This window comes from Streptomyces mutomycini (assembly GCF_001700505.1).
In the GTDB taxonomy this organism is placed as follows: domain Bacteria; phylum Actinomycetota; class Actinomycetes; order Streptomycetales; family Streptomycetaceae; genus Streptomyces; species Streptomyces mutomycini.
The window spans coordinates 14906-30496 of record NZ_MAPV01000099.1 but is presented as its reverse complement, the minus strand read 5'-3'; the positions used below and the strand labels follow the sequence as shown (position 1 = coordinate 30496).

Annotated in this window: 14 protein-coding genes and 1 pseudogene; 4 read left to right on the top strand and 11 right to left on the bottom strand. The window is 71.4% G+C overall.

Annotation, left to right across the window (positions count from 1 at the left end; genetic code table 11):
* The 3 genes from BFF76_RS15700 to BFF76_RS15690 all read right to left on the bottom strand — a co-directional run.
* On the bottom strand, positions 1–287 hold a 287-nt coding region (locus tag BFF76_RS15700), incomplete at its 3' end, for an HAD domain-containing protein (RefSeq protein ID WP_478077385.1).
* A gap of 14 nt (positions 288–301) precedes the next feature.
* Complete coding sequence (locus tag BFF76_RS15695) at positions 302–565, bottom strand: DUF397 domain-containing protein (RefSeq protein ID WP_053928513.1); 264 nt, start codon at positions 563–565, stop codon at positions 302–304.
* Positions 552–1373, bottom strand: a complete 822-nt coding sequence (locus tag BFF76_RS15690) for a helix-turn-helix domain-containing protein (RefSeq protein WP_053928694.1) — start codon at positions 1371–1373, stop codon at positions 552–554. Before BFF76_RS15690 ends, BFF76_RS15695 begins: the two co-directional genes overlap by 14 nt.
* A gap of 84 nt (positions 1374–1457) precedes the next feature.
* Here BFF76_RS15690 and BFF76_RS31350 point away from each other — a divergent pair.
* A pseudogene (locus BFF76_RS31350) lies at positions 1458–1865 on the top strand (ATP-binding protein); the annotation flags it as partial.
* A 2-nt stretch (positions 1866–1867) separates the two neighbouring features.
* Here BFF76_RS31350 and BFF76_RS15680 read toward each other — a convergent pair.
* A complete protein-coding gene (locus tag BFF76_RS15680; protein ID WP_031092575.1) occupies positions 1868–2689 on the bottom strand; it encodes a serine hydrolase domain-containing protein in 822 nt (273 codons plus the stop codon).
* A gap of 86 nt (positions 2690–2775) precedes the next feature.
* Between BFF76_RS15680 and BFF76_RS15675 the strand changes: the two genes are divergently transcribed.
* On the top strand, positions 2776–3231 hold the full coding sequence (locus BFF76_RS15675; RefSeq protein WP_031092577.1) for a MerR family transcriptional regulator: 456 nt from the start codon (positions 2776–2778) through the stop codon (positions 3229–3231).
* A gap of 5 nt (positions 3232–3236) precedes the next feature.
* Positions 3237–4253 carry an aldo/keto reductase gene (locus BFF76_RS15670; RefSeq protein WP_053928511.1) on the top strand — a complete coding sequence of 339 codons (1017 nt, stop codon included), beginning with the start codon at positions 3237–3239 and terminating at the stop codon, positions 4251–4253.
* A 114-nt stretch (positions 4254–4367) separates the two neighbouring features.
* Here the strand turns inward: BFF76_RS15670 and BFF76_RS15665 are convergent, their stop codons facing one another.
* From BFF76_RS15665 to BFF76_RS15640, 6 genes are all read right to left on the bottom strand, one after another.
* Positions 4368–5579, bottom strand: coding sequence for an acyltransferase family protein (locus BFF76_RS15665; protein ID WP_053928510.1), 1212 nt, complete (start codon positions 5577–5579; stop codon positions 4368–4370).
* Complete coding sequence (locus BFF76_RS15660) at positions 5576–6619, bottom strand: alpha/beta hydrolase (protein ID WP_031092583.1); 1044 nt, start codon at positions 6617–6619, stop codon at positions 5576–5578. The genes BFF76_RS15665 and BFF76_RS15660 overlap by 4 nt, the downstream gene beginning before the upstream one ends.
* A 167-nt stretch (positions 6620–6786) precedes the next feature.
* Positions 6787–7470 (bottom strand): response regulator, encoded by a 684-nt coding sequence (locus BFF76_RS15655; RefSeq protein WP_031092585.1) that lies wholly within the window; start codon positions 7468–7470, stop codon positions 6787–6789.
* Positions 7467–8816 carry a sensor histidine kinase gene (locus BFF76_RS15650; RefSeq protein ID WP_199831460.1) on the bottom strand — a complete coding sequence of 450 codons (1350 nt, stop codon included), beginning with the start codon at positions 8814–8816 and terminating at the stop codon, positions 7467–7469. The genes BFF76_RS15655 and BFF76_RS15650 overlap by 4 nt, the downstream gene beginning before the upstream one ends.
* A 139-nt stretch (positions 8817–8955) precedes the next feature.
* A complete protein-coding gene (locus tag BFF76_RS15645) occupies positions 8956–9870 on the bottom strand; it encodes a DUF4429 domain-containing protein (protein WP_031092588.1) in 915 nt (304 codons plus the stop codon).
* Positions 9871–9976: 106 nt separating this feature from the next.
* Positions 9977–11188, bottom strand: a complete 1212-nt coding sequence (locus BFF76_RS15640; RefSeq protein WP_031092591.1) for an alpha/beta hydrolase — start codon at positions 11186–11188, stop codon at positions 9977–9979.
* Between the two features lie 976 nt (positions 11189–12164).
* Between BFF76_RS15640 and BFF76_RS15635 the strand changes: the two genes are divergently transcribed.
* Positions 12165–12593 carry a peptidase inhibitor family I36 protein gene (locus BFF76_RS15635; protein WP_031092594.1) on the top strand — a complete coding sequence of 143 codons (429 nt, stop codon included), beginning with the start codon at positions 12165–12167 and terminating at the stop codon, positions 12591–12593.
* A gap of 65 nt (positions 12594–12658) precedes the next feature.
* Here BFF76_RS15635 and aceE read toward each other — a convergent pair whose 3' ends face one another.
* The gene (gene aceE / locus BFF76_RS15630; RefSeq protein WP_031092596.1) at positions 12659–15391 is read right to left on the bottom strand and encodes a pyruvate dehydrogenase (acetyl-transferring), homodimeric type; all 2733 of its coding nucleotides are present in this window, start codon (positions 15389–15391) and stop codon (positions 12659–12661) included.
* Positions 15392–15591 lie beyond the last annotated feature (200 nt).

The following is a 15591-nucleotide window of genomic DNA, read 5'->3' as shown; positions in this document are numbered from 1 at the left end:
TCCTCGTCGGACGGCTCGGGCCAGGTCACGACGGGTAGCTCCGGCAGCCCGAGCCACGGCGCGATGCACTCGTTCGCGTCGGACGACCACGTCGTGGCCCAGACCGGCTCGCACGGCAGCGCTCTCAGCCGGGGTCCGTGGGCAGGGTCGATCCTGGTGACCAGCGGATTCGGCCCGGACGCCCCGAAGGTGGGGTATCCGTCCGGGCGTTGTTCCCGAGTCGCGCCGAACGGGATGAGCGGGCCGTCGACGTCGAGGAAGAGGAGGGGCAGCGGGGAACCGGCCACGTCTGTCCTGTCCGTCAGCGGAGCCCGTCCACGAAGGCCTGCCAGGCGCCCGCGCCGAGGACGAGTACGGGACCGGCCGGGTTCTTGCTGTCGCGGACGGGGACGGACGCGGAGCAGCCGTCGGCCACCTCGACGCAGTCGCCGCCGGTGTTTCCGCTGTACGAGGACTTCCGCCAGGCGGCGCCGCCGGTGACGGTGCACTCGACGCAATCGCCCCCGTTCGGGCCGCTGAACGAGGACTTCCGCCACTGTGCTGCGGCCAGGTCATGGGTTTCCATACCGTTCCTCCATCACACGAGCGATCAGTGTCGCCGAGTCCTCGGGGGACAGGGCTGCGGCTTGCAATCGAGCGTAGCCGACCGAACGTTCCTTGATCACCTGCGGATTGGCGGTCATATGGCCCTGGTCGTAGCTGTCCACGTAGAAGAGATCGGGGTCGTCCTCGAACCTGAGCAGGTTGAACGAGCCAATCATGCCCGTGTGTTGACCGACGGAGAAGGGGAGAACCTGGATCTGCACCCAGGGGTTATGGCGGAAATCCAACAGTCGTGCCAGTTGCCTTCGCATGACGTCACGTCCTCCCACTTCCTGGAGCAGTGCCGCCTCGCTCAGGACTGCCCACAGGGCGAGCGAACGGTCGCTCTGCAGAATCCGCTGACGCTCCAGGCGGGCTGCGACGAGTTCATCCACCTTGTCGGGGTGACCGAGGGAGAACAGCGCCCGCGCGTACTCCTCCGTCTGCAGCAGCCCGTAGACCAACTGCGCCTGATACGTGGAGATGTACGTCGCCCGGGCCTCCATCTCCGCGTACGGCTGGAACCAGGTGGGCAGTTGGCTCCGCAGCACCAGGCCGACCAGGCGCGAGAACACCCCGTCCGTGCCGAGTGCCGCGTCCAGGCGCTCCGAGAAGTCGCGGGTCGGCACCTTCTTCGTCGTCTCGATCTGGCCGATGAGCGAGCCCGTGCAGAAGATGATCTCGCCGAGCTGGCCCTGCCGCAGTCCGTGGGCCTCCCGCTGGCGGCGCAGCTCCCAGCCGTAGTAGTCGAGGGGGGAGGCGCTGGGGTCGAGCGACTGCACGTTGGCCACGGGGGGTGCCTCCAGCATTCAACGCCTGACGGCGTTCGTTTCAGGTCGTAGCCGAGGGTAATCAGCCGGCTGCACGCTGGTGACATGAATCACGTGAACGACACCCGGAACGGTGACGCGGAGGCGGTCTACCGTGCCGACCTGGCGATGGGGGAGCACTCCGCCCGTCATCTGCGCCGCATCCTGAGGCTGTACCTCAGCGGCTGGGGCCTGCTCGATGTGGCGGACGCGGCGGAGCTCGCCCTGACCGAGCTGATCGCCAACGTCGTGCGGCACGTTCCCGGCCGCCGTTGCCAGACCCTCATCTTCCTGCTCCCGGACGGGCGGGTGCGGGTGGAGGTCGCGGACGCCTCGCCCCGGCTGCCCCGCCCCGTCGTGGGGGACGCGCTGGACGAGGGCGGGCGGGGGCTGTCGCTGGTCGATGCCGTCACCGACGCCTGGGGCGTCGAGGTGCGGCCCGGCGGTGGCGGTAAGACGGTGTGGTTCGAGTGCGCTCAGCGGGATGCGGAGAGCTCCGCGAGCACCGCGTCGGTGAACGGCGTCCAGGCTTCGGCCGCCCACGGGCCGAACGCCCGGTCCGTCAGGGCGACGCAGGCCGCGCCCGCCACCGGGTCGATCCACAGGAAGGTGCCGGACTGGCCGAAGTGGCCGAAGGTGGCGGGGGACGACGAAAGTCCGGTCCAGTGAGGCGACTTGGAGTCGCGGATCTCGAAGCCGAGTCCCCAGTCGTTGGGGTTCTGGTGGCCGTAGCCGGGGAGCACGCCCTTGAGACCGGGGTGCACGACGGTCTGCGCCTCCAGGACCGTACGGGGGTCGAGCAGGCGCGGGGCCTGTACCTCCGCGGCGAACCGCACCAGGTCGTCGACGGTCGAGACGCCGTCCTTGGCGGGCGAACCCTCCAGGGTCGTCGACGCCATGCCGAGGGGTTCCAGCACCGCCTGCCGGACGTACTCGGGGAAGGGGATCTCCGTGGCCTTCGCGATGTGGTCGCCGAGCACCTCGAAGCCCGCGTTGGAATACAGCCTGCGGGTGCCGGCAGGCGCCGTGACCCGGTGCTCGTCGAAGGCTAGGCCGCTGGTGTGCGCGAGGAGGTGGCGGACGGTGGAGCCCTCGGGGCCGGCCGGTTCGTCCAGCTCGACGGCGCCCTCCTCGTAGGCCACCAGCGCCGCGTAGGCCGCCAGCGGCTTGGTCACCGAGGCCAGGGGGAAGCGGTGCGCGGTGGGGCCGTGGGCGCCCAGGAGCGTGCCGTCCGAGGTGACGACGGCGGCTGCCGCGGTGGGGACGGGCCAGTTCTCGATCATCGCCAGGCTGTGCATGCGTACGAGCCTATCGGGCGCCGGAAACGGGATCGCCACCCGTTTGCGCTTGCCTGGAGTGCACTCCAAGGTTCTAGCGTGGAGGCATGACGGTGATGGAGAGCATTTCCGCACGGACGGACACCTGCGCTTCCGCCCCGAAGGCGCATCCGCGCCCCGAGGGCCAGGACCGCTACACCATCAGCGAGGTCGTCGCCCACAGCGGGCTCACCGCCCACACACTGCGCTGGTACGAGCGGATCGGGCTGATGCCGCACGTCGACCGCTCCCACACGGGCCAGCGCCGGTTCAGCAACCGCGACCTGGACTGGCTGGCCTTCGTCGGCAAGCTGAGGCTGACCGGAATGCCGGTCGCCGACATGGTCAGATACGCCGAACTGCTCCGCGAGGGCGATCAGACCTTCGCGGAACGGCAGGAGTTGCTGGAGGCGACCCGACGAGACGTGAAGACGCGGATCGCGGAGCTCCAGGGAACCCTGGCCGTACTCGACTTCAAGATCGACTTTTATGGCGGCGCCCGTGCGGCGTCGGAAGGGGTCTGAGCGACATGAGTGACATCCGGAAGATCGCGACGGCGGAGCTCGGCACCGGAGGCCCGCGCGTCGGTGTGCAGGGGCTCGGCTGCATGGGGATCAGCGAGTTCTACGGGGAGACCGACGAGGCCGCCGCCCGGGACACCCTGGAGGCGGCACTCGAAGCCGGCGTGACGCTCTTCGACACCGCGGACGTCTACGGGCGCGGAGCCAACGAGGCGTTCCTCGCGCCGTTCGTCGGTGCGCACCGCGACGAGCTGACGCTGGCCACGAAGTTCGCCATCGAGCGGACCGACGACGAGCACTACCGGGGCGTGCGCAACGATCCCGCGTACATCCGCGATGCCGTCGAGGGCAGCCTGCGCCGGCTGAACACCGACGTCATCGACCTGTACTACATGCACCGCCGCGACCCGCTCGTCCCGCTCGCCGAATCGGTGGGCGCGATGGCCGAACTGGTGCGGCAGGGCAAGGTCAGGCAGCTCGGGCTGAGCGAGGTGACCGGGGACGAGCTCCGCGAGGCGCACGCCGTGCACCCGATCGCGGCCCTCCAGTCCGAGTGGTCGCTCTTCAGCCGGGACGTGGAGCGCAGCGCCGTGCCCGCCGCCGTCGAGCTCGGCGTGACGCTGGTGCCGTACTCCCCGCTCGGCCGGGGTTTCCTGACCGGGGCGTTCGCGGACGCGGTCAAGGATCTGGCGCAGGACGACTTCCGCAAGCACCAGCCGCGCTTCACCGGCGAGAACGCGAAGACCAACGCCGCCCTGCTGGAGCCGGTGCACAAGATCGCTGCCGCCCACGGCGCGACGGCCGCGCAGGTCGCCCTGGCCTGGGTGCAGCAGCGGGCACAGGTGCACGGTCTGACCGTGGTGCCGATCCCCGGCACGCGTAAGCGCAGCCGCCTGCTGGAGAACGTGGAGGCGACCCGGCTGACGCTGACGCAGCAGGAGTTGGAGCTCCTGGAGCCCATCGCGGGCCAGGTGGCCGGCGACCGTTACCCGGACATGAGCAACACGGCCACCGCACGCGAGTAGGCGGCCCCGGCTACATGCCCGCCGGCCGAGGAGGTCCTGGTGGTCCAGGCACTCCTCGACCGGCTCACCGCCGCCCGGAGACCGCAGGCCACCGGGATCCCCTTGCTCGGGCCCTCACGCAAGCCGGAGCGCGAAGACCGCGAAGCCCGCCGCGAGCAGCCCGGCCCCCGCCCGGCGGGCGTTTCCCGAGCGGCCGGACGCGGTGTCCCAGGGTGCCTCGAACCGGCGGGCGTACCGGGAGATGAGGAGGAGCAGGGCGGCGAACAGCGGCATCCAGGCCAGCCGGGCCAGGATCCAGCCGACCGAGTCCGGGCTCGTCGTCAGGCCCGGAACCACGCCGGCGAACGCCGCCGGGACCGCCGCGGCCAGCATCGCCGTCTGGTGCCAGCACAGGATCGTCATCGCCGACAGGTTGACCACCACCACGGGCGCCCACAGCGCGGGGCGGCGCAGCGCCCGGCCGATCCGGCCGTGCAGCAGGACCGCCGCACCGCTCTGTGCCGAGGCCAGGGCGAGAACCAGCAGCGACGGCGGATGCGAATTGGTCCGCGCCTCGCCCGGTACGCCGACCATCGACGCCGGGTAGTGGAGGACGAGCAGCAGCACGGCGAAAAGCGCGGTACCGCCGACGAGAAGGAGCCGGGCGCCGCGCCGGGGGAGGCGGCCCCCGCCCCAGGCGACGCCGAGTTGGTACGCGAAGAGCCAGCCGGGAAGGATGTTCAGCACGCCGAGCCAGGACGGCACGGCGTCCGCGTACGGCCCGTAGCGCAGGAAGTCGACCACGGCGACCGAGCCGATCAGCGGGGCCGCCGCCCAGCCGCCGAGCCGGCCGGCGAGACGCACGCAGTACGGCGCGAGTGCCGTGACCACGGCGTACACCCCGACGAACCAGAGCGGCTGGATCACCAGCTTCGCCCCCGTACGCAGGGTGGCCTCGGGCACACCGGCGGCGTACAGCACCGGGATCATCAGCGCCCACACGGCGCTCACACCGAGCACCGGTCTGCCGAGCCGGACCATCCGGGCGCGCAGCCACGCCCCGGTGGTGGACGGCCTGCGGTGGTAGGAGAGGACGGAGGCGTAGCCGCCGACCAGGAAGAAGACGCCCAGCATCTGGAGCACCCAGCTCACCGGGGAGAACACGGCGAACGCCGAGAGCGGGCTGGCGTTGTGCAGGGCGCCGTCGCCGTCCAGGGTGAATCCGCCGAGCAGCCAGTGACCGGCGGGTACGGCCATCAGCGCGAGGGCGCGCAGCCCGTCGACCGCACGGTCGCGGTGGGCGGGGGTGCCCGCGTCGATGCGGGAGACCAGCTGACGCACACTCATCGGGAGACCCCCTCGGCGATGGCGGCGAAGGCCCGGAGCGAGTCGGTGCCGGGAGCGAAGTACCCGGTGTGGCCCTCGGCGTCCTCGGCGGGCACCCGTCGCGCCCCGAACTCCTCGTCGGCCGGGTCGGCGCCGTGCCCGAGACCCGCCACCTCGACATGCGGTACGCCGTCGATCCAGTCGCTGTCGCCCTTGGCCGCCCAGACACGCGCGCCTGTGTGCAGGTCGTCCACGTCGTCGGCGCGCATCCCGGGGGAGCCGAGCACGACCAGATCCGTGGCGCCGAGCCCCGACGCCGCGAGCCCGCACACCACCGAGCCGTAGCTGTGGCAGAACACGACGGGCGCGGGCAGCCCGTCGGCCGCCAGTCCCGCCGTGAAGCGGGCCAGCCGCTCGGCCCCCGCCTCGGCCAGATCGCCGGTCGCCGCGTCCAGGCCGACGCCGACCGGGGTGGTGTAACCGGCCCAGGCGATCACCGCGCTGCCCGGGCCCGTCCCGGCGTACAGCGACTTCGCCATGCCCGCCGGGGTGCCGTACACGTCGCCGCGCCGGTCGAAGGTCCCGGCGTCGACGTCCGACCCGGGTACGACGACGGAAACATGACGTGCGGAGCGCAGGTCCCCGAACACCTCGGCGACCTGGCCGCGGCCTCGCGGATCGAACGCCAGGACCTGCCGGCCGGGTGCGGCGAGACGGGTGTAGCGGGGATCGCGAGAGGCTTGCAGGGCACGGGCGTTGGCGCGGTAGCGGAGCTCCAGGGGCGCCCCGTCCAGATTGCCGACCACCAGCGGGTGCCGCTCGAGCAGCTCCTGCTTTTCTGCCGCGCTCAACCCCCGGAAGAAAGCATGCACTTGTTGCGGGCTTGCGCGGGCGGGGTCGGGCAGCTCCCGCCCCAGGACCCCGTCGGCACGCCACGCGGTGCTGCCGGGCGGCGGCCCCGTCACCGCCCGCTGGGTGCCCCCGGACGCCCAGCCGGCTGTGCCCGCCACCACGGTCGTCGCCAGTGCGACCGCGGCCAGTGTCCTCGTGAACCGGCGCATCGTGTCCTCCCCCTACGGCGTGCGCACACCGTTCGGTGTGCAGGGGAGGAAGCTAGGAGGACGACGGGTGACAGGGCGTCAACCCACGGAGCCAACTGTCCGGTGCTACCGGAGTAGGGGGCGTACGGGGGGACAGCCCCACACGGCGCCGGGGGGATACCGCGAAGCTACGCGTCCCCCGGAGCGACCAGCCCCGACTCGTACGCGAAGATCACCGCCTGCGCCCGGTCCCGCAGACCGAGCTTGGCCAGCACCCGGCCGATGTGCGTCTTCACCGTCTGCTCGGCCAGCACCAGCCGTGCCGCGATCTCCTGGTTCGACAGACCCCGGGCGATCAGCTCCAGGACCTCCCTCTCCCGGGGAGTCAGGCCGTTCAGTCTCAGCGCGGGTCCGCCTGCCGGTGCGGCCCCGGGGCGCTGACGCGCGAAGTCCGCGATGAGCCGCCTCGTCACGGACGGGGCGAGCAGGGCGTCCCCGGCGGCCACGACCCGCACCGCCGAGATCAGGTCCGCCGGCGGCGCGTCCTTCAGGAGGAACCCGGACGCGCCGGCGCGCAGCGCCTCGTAGACGTAGTCGTCGACGTCGAAGGTGGTGAGCATCAGGACCTTCGGCCGGTGGACGACGCCCGCCGGCGGGGTCAACAGCTCGCGGGCGGCGGCCAGTCCGTCCATCTCGGGCATCCGGACGTCCATCAGGACGACATCCGGATGCACCGTCCTGCTGACCTCGACACCCCTGCGCCCGTCCGGGGCCTCGCCCACCACGTCGATATCGCTCTGCGCCGTCAGCAGCGCGGCGAACCCGGCCCGCACCATGGCCTGGTCGTCGACGATGATCACACGGATGGTCACGGTTCCTCCGGAGTCACGGGTGCCGAGGGCGGCCGGTTCGGCGGCAGCGGGAGCCGCGCGGCCACCCGGAAGCCACCGTCCGGCAGCGGGCCGGTGTCGAGTGTGCCGCCGGTCAACCGTACGCGTTCCCGCATGCCGACCAGCCCGTGTCCGGTCCCCGACGCCTCCAGCGGCGAACCGGGGCGCGGCGCACGGCCGTTGACGACCAGCACGGTCAGATGGCCGTCCTGTGCCGTGACCGACACCCGGGTCCCCGCCCCCGGCGCGTGCCGGACCACGTTGGCAAGAGACTCCTGCACGATGCGGTACGCCGACAGATCCACCGCCTGCGGTATCCCGCCCCGCTCCACCACCTCCGCCACGTCCGCCGCCATCGACAGCTCGGCCGGGAGCCCGGCGCGCACCGTCGCCTCCACCAGCTGCTGAACCCGGTCCAGACCTGGCTGCGGGGCCAGTTCGCCCCGGCTGCCGTCACTGCGCAGCACCGACAGCAGCCGCCGCATCTCCGTGAGGGACTCCCGGGCGCCGGCCGCGATCGACGCGAACTCCGCCCGTACCTCGTCGGACATCTGGCCGATCCGGTAGGGAGCCGAGTCCGCCTGGACGGTGATCACCGACATGTGGTGGGCGACCACGTCGTGGAGTTCGCGGGCGATCCGGGTGCGTTCCTCCAGCAGCGTCCGCTGCGCCCGCTCGGCCTCGCTGATCGTCTCCTGCTCGACGAGCCTGCGCTGAGCCTCGCTCCGCTCCCGTACGGCGGCGCCGATCACCAGCACCACCCCGCCGAGGACGAACAGCAGAAGCGCGCCACCGTCACTGTGGGAGGGCGCCGACAGGTGGAGCAGCAGCCCGGCCGATCCCGTCAGCAGCCAGACCCCGACCACGGTCCGCCTGCTCTCGCGCAGGCCGAGGGCCAGCAGTACGAAGAGGTATCCGATCATGACCGGCGGGGTCCACGGCCAGATGGTGTCAGGCCGCATCCCCTGCCCCAGCAGCACCAGGGCGCCCACGATGTCGGCGGTGAAGACGATCCACCAGGCCTGCAGCGGCCGGTGCGCCAGCATCAGCAGGGGCGCCGCCTGTCCGACGGCGAGGGCGCCGGCCAGCCCGCCGGGCACTCCGTAGTCGCCGGTCAGCACCTGGACCGTGACGGGGATGAAGACTGCCGCGAGGGCGAGCACGACCGCGTAGGGCAGCAGCCGCAGCCACCGGTGCGGCGAACCGGCGAGCAGCGGGGTCGGCGGATGGGACGCGTGGGACAGCCCGTGGGTCAGCTCGCGCAGATTGCGGCGTGCGGCGCTCAGCAGGCCGTCGGCGGGCGGGGAACCGGCGGGAGAGGGAGGCATGGTCGGGTCAGCGTAGGCGCGCGGGGTGCCGGGCGGCGTCATACCCGAGGCCCGATCGCGGGCCCCCGCCCCGTACCGGAGTAGGGGTGCGGGGCCGCCGGGCCGCCAGGACGCGTCCGGTGTGCGCCCCTGGTCACGCCTACAGCTCGGCGAGCAGCTCCGCCTTCTTCGCGCTGTACTCCGCGTCCGTCACCAGACCCGCCCGGTGCAGGTCCCCGAGGTGGTGCATCCGCACGGCGATGTCCGCCGGATCACGCCTCGCGCCGCCCACCGGGACGGGCGCTGTGGTGACGGGCACCGACTGCGTCCGGCGTACGGACTCCAGGACCGCCGCGGCGAAGGGCAGTGACTCGTGCACCGGCCCGTAGCCGAGGCCGAAGACGACGGAGGCGGGGTCCTGGTCCGGCTGGGTCTGGCCCACGGACGGCTCTCCCGGACTCGGGGCAGGGTCCGGTCCCGGGCCGCCCGTGTCGGCGCCGCGCGGCACCAGCCGGAGGTACCCCTCGAACGCCTCGGGAGAACGCCACTCGATCCCGCCCAGGTCCGCCACGGGGAACGTCTGGTCGCCCGCCTTCCACTTGGCGCTCGACGCACCCGTCCAGAACCACCGGAAGGAGACCAGTTCCCCGTCGAAGGCGGCCCGGCCGTCGTACGCCTTGAAGTGCATCGGCGCCTCGGGGGCCGCCACCAGGAAGGCATCGGCAGGCAGGGACGCCTCGGGACCGAGCACGGCGCGCAGCTCGTCGGCGTAGTACTCGGCGAGCGTCTCGCGTTCGGCGGGCAGCACCAGACGGTAGGGGTCGCTGCTCTCCTTCAGCTGCCCGGCCGCGGCCTGCAGCAACGGATCGGCACCGGGCCTCGGCACCGCGTGCAGGACCACCGTGCCCCGCTTGCCCGGGGTCAGCGTCACCGAGGCCAACGCCGCGTACGGTATGCGGCGTTCGCGCAGGCTCTGGAAGAGCCTCGGCGTACGGATTCCCCGTTCGAAGCGGATGAGCACGGAGTCGGTGTCGAACTCCCAGGTGGCATGAATTCCGGCCAGCACATCACCCATGTGCCTCATCGTATGTGGCACGGGCCCGCACGTCCCCCTTCGGTACAGGCGAAATCGGGCAGGCCGTTCGCCGCTCTCCACGCGCTCGGACGTTCTTCTACGCGCGTCAGGCCTCCGACTCGCCGGAGATCTCCCGGTGGCACGCGTCGTCGGCGCTCGCGCAGCTGACCGAGTCGTAGGCGCCGACGCCGATTGCGGCGAAATTGCTGAGGCTCTCCGTGCCCGGCTCGAAATAGCCGCTGTGCCCGATCGCACCGTTCGCCGACACGATCCGTGCGCCGAAGGACGGGTCGACCGGGTCGGCGCCGTGTCCGAGCCCGCCGACCGCCATGTTCGGTACGTCCTCGATCCAGTCGTCGCCGTCCCGCATCGCCCACACCCTGGCCCGGGTGTGCAGGCCTTCGGCGCTGTCCGCACGCATCCCGGGACTGCCCGCGACCACGATGTCGGACACCCTGGAGGGCAGCTCGTGCGCGGCCACGCCGCACAGCACGGATCCGTAGCTGTGGCAGAACAGCGAGACGTCCGAGGCGCCGGGCAGCGCCTGGACGAGGGCGTTGAGCCGCAGCGCGCCTTGCGTCGCGAGCCCGCCCAGCGCGGCGTCCATGCCGATGCCGGCGGGCGCCGTGTAGTCGGCCCACGCGATGACCGCCGTACGCGAACCGGGGCGGGCCGAGCGCTCTGCGCCGTACAGCGACTGCGCCATGCCCACGGGCGCGGCGTTCTTCTTGGTGCCGGTGCGCTCCAGCGTCAGAAGATTCGTGTCGACCCCGGGCACGACGACGGAGACACGCTCGGCCCGGTCGAGGTCGCCGAAGACCTCGGCGGCCCGGCCGCGGCCCGACGGGTCGAAGGTGAGGATCTGCCGGTCACCGGCGAGCAGGGAACGGAAACGGCCCAGCCGCAGCAGGGCCTGATGGCGCCCGTCCGGAGAGAGCCGCGTGTCCTGAGTCCGCTGTTCCTCGGCCGATTCCGCATGCTCCAGGGCATGGCGGTTGGCTCTGTAGCGCAGGGCGACCGGTGCGCCGTTCAGATTCCCCACCACCAGCGGGTACTTGTCGGCCAGAGCGACCTGCTGGCCCGCCGTGAGCGTCGCGAAGAAGTGCGCCAGGCGGTTCGCCGGGGCGCTCACATCAGGAAGGGTGTGACCAGCTATACGGTCCTTCGCCCAGGAAGCGAGCGCGGTCTCGCGCGGCGCGGCGGCGTGCTGATGACGCACGGCGGTCCATCCGGTGGTCGCCAGCATCACGAACACGACCGCGATGGCGAGCAGAGCGCGCCATGCGGTGATCGTGGGGGAGGAGTCGAAGGAAGTCACTGCGCCCCACCCTAGAAGACGTGCGCGCGGCGTCGTCGCACGGGTGACACGGATCACTCGACCGCGGGGAATTGACCGTCCGTCTCCTACTCTCCGTGTGTGCCGGTGTCACGCTCCGGTGCGCCGGAGGCCCGCCGGTCACTCGAAATGGCCCGGGGAGCCAGGGCATTGTGAGTTCGGCCATGCCGGGCCGGTGAGGAGTGCGGCACAGTTGTGCGGTTCGCTCAAGGGTGCACCCATGAGGCGTGCCGGTTCCCGGAGAGTGGCAGGTCCGGGCCGGTCCAGGTGGAGTTCGGCCGGCCCGCGGAGCATGGCCGCCCCGGCGTGTCCGCTCCCGCGTCCCTCCGTCGGTACCGCGACTGCCCGGCGGTCGCATCATCCCGGAGAGCGCGGCGGCGGCCGTCCGGGGGGTGCTCCGCCTCAGGGTTGAAAACTTCACTCTCCGCAATCGCGGAGCTGTCCGCTGCGGCAGGCTCACGTGCCGCAGCACGGGGCGGCGTGCGGCGGCGGGGTCGATTCGGTCATCCAGTGGGCGGGCATCCGGAGTTCGCTCATTATGTTCCTTTTTATGGTTTTCGTGAGGTGCCTCTGGCGCTTGTGGAGGACTCGTGCATCGCCCCGAAAGGGGCCTTTGTGGTGGGACGTTGACGCGACTTCGCGAGGACGCGTGGCGCCCCGCCGTGGATCGAGACGAAGATCCCGGGCGTCGCCCATGACACGTTCGTGTCGGGCATGGGCTCGGCCTTCATGGGCGCCGGCCACGCCTGATCCCCGGCGAGACCCGGCCGCCCGGGGCGGCCCCCGGGGCGCCGGACGTCAACACAGCGCGTCCGGGGGCCCCGACGGGCGGGTCCGGCGGGGCCGTCGCCTATCAGGGTGGTCCGCCGCCCGGCCCCTTCCCGGCCCGTACCCGCGCAGGTCAGAGTGCCGACATGGCGAGCCGCCCGGCTCGCTCGACCACGGGGGTTCATCCACCATGCGCACGACCGTTCTCGCCGCCGCCCTGGCGGCCACCGCACTCGTCCCGGCCACCGCTCCGTCCTCCGGCGCCGCACCGGCCGCCCACCACGGGCCCACCGCACAGGAACGCTCCCGCAGCGCCCCGCAGGCCGCACCTGCCGGTCTCGCGCCGTGCGGCGCCGGGCAGCTCTGCCTCTGGGCGAGGCCCGACTTCTCGGGGGCCGCGCAGGTCCACGAACTGTCCACCGTTGACATCGAGAGCTGCGTCCCGCTCCCGGCCGGCCGCAGCGCCCAGGCACTCGTCAACCGCACCGGACGCCCGGTCACGACCTACCAGTCGGCCGAGTGCGGGGAGACCGGCGAATTCGAGACGTACCCGGGCGGCGGCACCTGGGTACCCCGGTCGCCGTACACGGTCAGGGCCTTCAAGATCTGGGAGAGCTGAGGGCGGAACGCCGAAGGGCGGCGGACCGTGTGGCCCGCCGCCCTTCTGCCGGAACCGTGCGTTCCTTACGCGTCACCGCCGGCCGGGCCGGAGCCGGCAGCGGCCACGTTCAGCAGCTCGTAGCGGTCGAGCGCCGTCTTCAGCGCCGAACGGTCGATCTTGCCTGCCTTCGCCAGTTCGGTCAGCACCGCCAGCACGATCGACTGCGCGTCGATGTGGAAGAAGCGGCGGGCCGCACCCCGGGTGTCGGCGAAGCCGAAGCCGTCCGCGCCCAGCGACTGGTACGCACCGGGCACCCAGCGCGAGATCTGGTCCGGCACGGAACGCATCCAGTCCGAGACCGCCACGAACGGGCCCTCGGACCCGGAGAGCTTCTCCGTCACGTACGGGACGCGCTGCTCCTCCTCCGGGTGGAGCAAATTGTGGCGCTCCACCTCCACGGCCTCACGGCGCAGCTCGTTCCAGGAGGTCGCCGACCACACGTCCGCCTTCACGTTCCACTCGTCGGCGAGGATCTGCTGGGCCTCGACCGCCCACGGGACCGCGACGCCCGACGCCATGATCTGGGCCGGGATCTGGCCCTTCTCGCCGCTGCGGTAGCGGTGCACGCCCTTGAGGATGCCCTCGACGTCCACGTCGGCGGGCTCGGCCGGGTGCTGGATCGGCTCGTTGTAGACGGTGAGGTAGTAGAAGACGTCCTCGGCGGCCTCGCCGTACATCCGGCGCAGACCGTCCTTCACGATGTGCGCGATCTCGTACCCGAACGCGGGGTCGTAGGAGACACAGGCCGGGTTCGTCGACGCCAGCAGCTGCGAGTGGCCGTCCGCGTGCTGGAGGCCCTCACCCGTCAGCGTCGTACGGCCGGCCGTCGCGCCCAGCACGAAGCCGCGCGAGAGCTGGTCGGCCATCTGCCAGAACTGGTCACCGGTGCGCTGGAAACCGAACATCGAGTAGAAGACGTACACCGGGATGAGCGGCTCACCGTGTGTGGCGTATGCCGAACCCGCGGCGATCAGCGAGGCGGTGCAGCCCGCCTCGGAGATGCCGTCGTGCAGCATCTGGCCGGTCGGCGACTCCTTGTACGCGAGCAGCAGCTCGCGGTCCACCGACTCGTACTGCTGACCCAGCGGGTTGTAGATCTTCGCACTCGGGAAGAAGGCGTCCATCCCGAAGGTGCGGTACTCGTCGGGCGCGATCAGCACGAAACGCTTGCCGATCTCCTTGTCCCGCATGAGGTCCTTCAGGATGCGGACGAACGCCATGGTCGTGGCGATCGACTGCTGGCCCGAGCCCTTCTTCGCGGTCGCGTACGCCTTCTCGTCCGGAAGGGGCAGCGGCTTCGCCCGCACCACCCGCGTCGGGACGTAGCCGCCCAGACCCTGGCGGCGGTCGTGCATGTACTGGATCTCCTCCGAGTCGCGGCCCGGGTGGTAGTACGGCGGGTTGCCGTCCTCCAGCTGCTTGTCCGCGATCGGGATGTGCAGGCGGTCACGGAAGCGCTTGAGGTCGTCCGCCGTGAGCTTCTTCATCTGGTGGGTCGCGTTGCGGCCCTCGAAGTTCGGTCCGAGCGTCCAGCCCTTGACCGTCTGCGCCAGGATCACGGTCGGCTGGCCCTTGTGGGCCTTGGCCGCCGCGTACGCCGCGTAGACCTTCCGGTGGTCGTGACCGCCGCGCCCCAGGTGCAGGATCTGCTGGTCGGACATGTCCTTGACCATGTCGCGCAGCCGCGGGTCGTCACCGAAGAAGTGATCGCGGATGTACGCCCCGGTCTCGGTGGCGTACGTCTGGAACTGGCCGTCCGGGGTGGTGTTCAGCTTGTTGACCAGGATGCCCGTGCGGTCCTGCGCGAGCAGCGGGTCCCAGCTGCGGTCCCAGACCAGCTTGATGACGTTCCAGCCGGCGCCGCGGAACTGCGACTCCAGCTCCTGGATGATCTTTCCGTTGCCGCGCACCGGGCCGTCGAGGCGCTGCAGGTTGCAGTTCACGACGAAGGTGAGGTTGTCCAGGCCCTCGCGGGCGGCGATGGAGAGCTGGCCGAGCGACTCCGGCTCGTCCATCTCGCCGTCACCCAGATAGGCCCAGACGTGCGACTTGGAGGTGTCGGCGATGCCGCGCGCCTCCATGTAGCGGTTCATCCGGGCCTGGTAGATCGCGCCGAGCGGGCCGAGGCCCATCGAGACGGTCGGGAACTCCCAGAAGTCGGGCATGGACCGCGGGTGCGGATAGCTGGACAGGGCGTGCCCGGCCTTCGACTTCTCCTGGCGGAAGCCGTCCAGCTGGGCCTCGCTCAGCCGGTCGAGCAGGAACGCGCGGGCGTAGATCCCGGGGGACGCGTGCCCCTGGAAGAAGATCTGGTCGCCGCCCAGGCCGTCGTCCTTGCCCCGGAAGAAGTGGTTGAAGCCCACGTCGTACAGCGAGGCGGAGGAGGCGAAGGTGGCGATGTGGCCGCCGACACCGATCCCGGGACGCTGGGCGCGGGAGACCATCACCGCGGCGTTCCACCGGGTCGCGTTGAGGACCTTGCGCTCGATCTCCTCGTCGCCGGGGAAGAACGGCTCGTCCTTCGTGGCGATCGTGTTCACGTAGTCGGTGCTGCGCATCTCGGGCACGGCGACGCGCTTCTCGCGCGCACGCTCGATGAGCCGGAGCATCAGGTAGCGGGCACGCTCACGGCCGCGCTCGTCGACGGCGGCGTCGAGGGAGTCGAGCCATTCCTGGGTCTCTTCAGGATCGAAGTCCGGGACCTGGCTCGGAAGGCCGCCAATGATGATCGGGTTGCGATCGGATCCGGAAGCCACGCTGTTCCTTAGCTGTTCGGTGGTGCTCTTCGGGGCCTGGTTGCGGCGAACGTACCCCCGGGATGGCTGCTGTACGCCGCCTCCATCGTGTACCGCGAGGACCGCAAACGTCATCTCTACTGTGGGGTAACACAAGGTTGCCGGGCGCCGTGTCCGGGAACGGGTATCAGCAGCACGAGGGCGGTCCCGCCCAAACCGCA